Origin of the sequence: Streptomyces muensis, assembly GCF_021474425.1 — a bacterium.
GTDB lineage: Bacteria > Actinomycetota > Actinomycetes > Streptomycetales > Streptomycetaceae > Streptomyces > Streptomyces muensis.
The window spans coordinates 1-3,744 of the sequence record NZ_JAKEIP010000458.1 but is presented as its reverse complement, the minus strand read 5'-3'; the positions used below and the strand labels follow the sequence as shown (position 1 = coordinate 3,744).

General features: G+C 73.3%; 3 protein-coding genes. All 3 read right to left on the bottom strand.

The window, feature by feature from the left end; translation table 11 throughout:
- Nucleotides 1–113: 113 nt before the first annotated feature.
- Nucleotides 114–914 carry an Fpg/Nei family DNA glycosylase gene (locus tag L0P92_RS42960; RefSeq protein ID WP_234768568.1) on the bottom strand — a complete coding sequence of 267 codons (801 nt, stop codon included), beginning with the start codon at nt 912–914 and terminating at the stop codon, nt 114–116.
- 101 nt (nt 915–1,015) lie between these two features.
- A complete protein-coding gene (locus L0P92_RS42955) occupies nt 1,016–2,314 on the bottom strand; it encodes a TerD family protein (protein ID WP_234768567.1) in 1,299 nt (432 codons plus the stop codon).
- Between the two features lie 25 nt (nt 2,315–2,339).
- The coding region (locus tag L0P92_RS42950) for a beta-galactosidase (RefSeq protein WP_234768566.1) at nt 2,340–3,744 on the bottom strand (1,405 nt) is incomplete at its 5' end.

Genomic DNA, 3,744 nt, shown 5'->3' with positions numbered 1-3,744 from the left:
TCTCGCTCTCGCCGGGATGCCGGGCGGGTACCGGGGAGGATGCGTCGCCGACGGCTCACCCCCCCTCCCTCGGCCTCACGCTCCCTCCCTCAGCCCTCACGCCCTCTCCCTCCCTACTTCCCATCCCCCTCCTCACCTCCCTGACACCCCGGGCACCACACCGTCGTACGACCCCCCACCCGCGACCGGCGCAGCGCGGCTCCGCAGCGAGGGCAGTGCGGGTCGGGGCTGTCGCGGTGGCCGGTGAGCCAGGTGGGGCGTGGCGGGACCCGGCCCGCGGTGACCGCGGGGCGCAGGGTGCGGCGCATCTGGGTGTAGAGGCGGCGGCGTTCCCGCTCGGTGAGGGCGTTGGCCGGGGTGGCGGGGCGCAGCCTCGCGCGCCACAGGATCTCGTCGGCCAGGAGGTTGCCGAGGCCGGCCAGGACCGACTGGTCGATCAGGACCGCCTTGACGCGGCCGCGGTGCGCGGTGAGCGCGGTGTCGAACTCCGCCCGGTCCACCGTCAGGGCGTCGGGGCCCTGGTGCGCCAGCAGCCGTACGACGTCGGAGTCGTCGTGGGCCAGCCACAGGCCCTGGAGTTTGCGCTGGTCGCGGTAGCGCAGCTGGCGGTCGCGGGCCAGGGTGAACAGGACGCGGTCGTGGGGTTCGGGATCGTCGTCCGGGTGGGCGCAGAGCAGCAGGCCGGTCATGCCGAAGTGCAGTGCGAGGGTCGGGCCACCGGTGTGGGCCAGCAGCCACTTGCCGTGCCGCCGCGTCCCGGTGATCCGCCGGCCCTCCAGCGCGTCCCGCAGGCCCCGCGCGCTCACCCCGTGCAGGACGCCCGCGTCGCGCACCTCGACGCGACGGACGACCCTGCCCTGCGCACAGGAGCGGAGCACCTGCCGGAAGCCCTCGACGTCCGGGAGCTCAGGCATGGGGGACGGCCTTCGGGGCGTGGATGCCGCGCACCTTTACTTTTTGCCCGGTTTAGAGGGTTTTGCACCTCACGATGCCCTCGCCCCCTCCCGCGCAGGTGTCAGCGCCTCTTGAACTCCACCGGCCCCGCGTTCATCTCCACCGTGCCGTCCGCGTGGAGCACCGGGCGGCGCTCCGTCATCCGGCCGCTGTAGGCCTCGACGTGGTGGATCGCAGCCCCCTCGGACTCGGTGAAGTCGACCAGGGCGATGGCCACCCAGTACCGGGTCTTGGTGTTCTCGAAGAGCGGCACGGTGACGGTCGAGCCGCGGCCGTCGGTGACCACGACCTTCGCGCCGAAGCTGCGGAAGGAGCCGAAGCCGTTGCTGACCGCGGAGTAGGCGCAGAGCAGGACGTAGCCCTGCTGGTCGGGGCGGACGATACGGAGGGTCTCGCGGCCGGGGACCCGGGCGTCGCCGTCGAGGTGGATGAAGGGACGGTTCTTCAGCGAGCCGAGACGCTTGTAGTAGACGACGTCCGCGCCCTTGCCCTTCCTCGCCGTGTCCGTCTCGGGCGCGGGACGCGACTTCTTCTTCGGCGTGATGAGGGTGCCGGGCGCCTGTTCGCCGCGTACCGCCTTGGAGGCCGGCACGAACAGGGCGTAGAGGTCGAGGTCGGCGCCCCGCCTGCGGCGCTCGTCGCTGCCGCCGTCCCACTCCAGGGTCGCCGTGACCACCAGCTCGCGGTCGGCCTTGTCCAGGCTCATCGAGACCTGGCCGCCCTTGTCGAGGCTGATCTTGCCGAGCGGGGGCTTGCGCAGGTTCATGGGGGGCGGGGCTGTAGGCGGGGCCGCGGTCGGCGTCGGCCGGACCTGCGCCTCTTCCGCCTGCCGCACGGGCTCCTCCTCCGCCACCTCGATGCCGAAGTCCGTCGCCAACCCCGCCAGCCCGTCCGCGTACCCCTGGCCGATGGCGCGCAGCTTCCAGGCCTCGCCCCTGCGGTAGAGCTCCATCAGGAGTACGGCGCGTTCGCCGTCGGTGAGGGCGGGCGGACGGAAGTGGACGGGGTCCGCGCCGAGTTGTGAGGCGCGCACGAGTACGTCCTTGACCTCGCGGAAGGTGCGGCTCGCGTCGTCGGGGTCGCAACTGCCGACCAGGACCACCCGGTCCACGTCCGCCGGGAGCGCGGCCGGGTTCATCTCGACGCGCTCGGGGCCCTCGGCGTCGGCCGCGACGTGCCGTACGGCACCGGCTTCCGCGGACGGCTGGTTGTAGAAGACCAGGTCGTCGTCGGACCTGACCCTGCCGTCCGCCGCCACCAGCAGGGCGCTGAGGTCGATGGTGCCGCCCACGGCGTGCAGTTCGGCGACGAGGGGGCCGGAGCCCACCACGATGTTCCCGCCCTTGCTCAGCTCCGGCATGCCGCCCCCGCCCCTCTGAAGCCCCCTACGAGTGTCCCCACCCTGCCACTCGGCGCGGCTCCCGCACCACCGCCGTCTCCCCCGCCGCGACGCTGACCGCCCCCGGCACCGGCCTGCCGGTGAGCAGTTCGGTGGCGTCCGTGGCGACCGCGACATGGGCGGGCCGGTCGGTGTGGTTGATCAGGAAGAGGTAGTCGGCGTCCGGACCGCGCCGCAGCACCGCCTCGACGCCCTCCGGGGTGCCGCGCACCGGCTCCACTCCCGCCTCCGCGCGGATACGGTCCACCAGCGCGGCGAGTGTCTGCGGATCCGGCAGCGTGGCCAGGTACCAGGTCACGCCGGTGCCGTGCGCGTTGCGGGTCACCGCCGGGACACCCCTGAGCGGCCCGGACGTGTACGACGCGACCGGCTCGGCGCCGGCGAGGCTCACCCGCTCCGACCACAGGGTCCCGGTGCCGCCGACGCTCAGGCCCACCGACTCCCCCGGCAGCAGCGGGAACAGTTCGTCCGTGCGCACGCCGAGCGCCTCGCGGAACGCGCCCGGGTAACCGCCCAGCCGGACATGGCAGTTCTCGTCGACCGCGCCGCTGTGGAAGCCGACGGCGAGGGTGCCGCCGCGTTCCGCGAAGCCGGTGAGGTTGGCCGCGCCCTCGTCGTCCACCAGGTAGAGGCTCGGGGCCAGGACCAGGCGGTAGGCCGACAGGTCGGCGTCGGGGCGTACGAAGTCCACGGCGACGCCCGCCCGCCACAGCGGCTCGTACCAGGCACGGACCAGGTCCTGGAAGCGCAGCTCGCCGCTCGGCTGCGACGGGAGCTCCATCGCCCAGCGGGAGTTCCAGTCCCAGACGATCGCCACCTCGGCCGTGCCGACGCTGCCGCGCACCTCGGCGAGCGCCCGCAGATCCGCGCCGAGTCGGACGACGTCCCGCCAGATCCGGCTGTCCGTGCCCGCGTGCGGAAGCATCGCCGAGTGCCACTGCTCGGCGCCCGCCTTGGCCGCCCGCCACTGGAAGTAGGCGATGCCGTCCGCGCCGCGCGCCACATGGGCGAGCGCGTTGCGCCGCAACTCCCCAGGACCCTTGGCCCGGTTCACCGGCTGCCAGTTCACCGCGCCCGTGGAGTGCTCCATCAGCAGCCAGGGGCCGCCCGCGAGGGAGCGGACCAGGTCGCCGCTGAGCGCGATGTCGATCTGCGACTCGGGGTCGGTGGACTGGAGGTAGTGGTCGTTGGAGACGATGTCCAGCTTCGGGGCCCAGCGCCAGTAGTCGAGGGCGTCGAAGTTGTACATCGCCATGAAGTTGGTGGTGGCGGGGACGGTCGGGGCCGCCTCCAGCAGCACCGCGCGCTCCGCCTCGTACAGCGAGAGCAGTTCGTCGCTGGAGAAGCGGCGCCAGTCCAGCTGGTGGGTGGGGTTGGGGACGGCGCCGGTG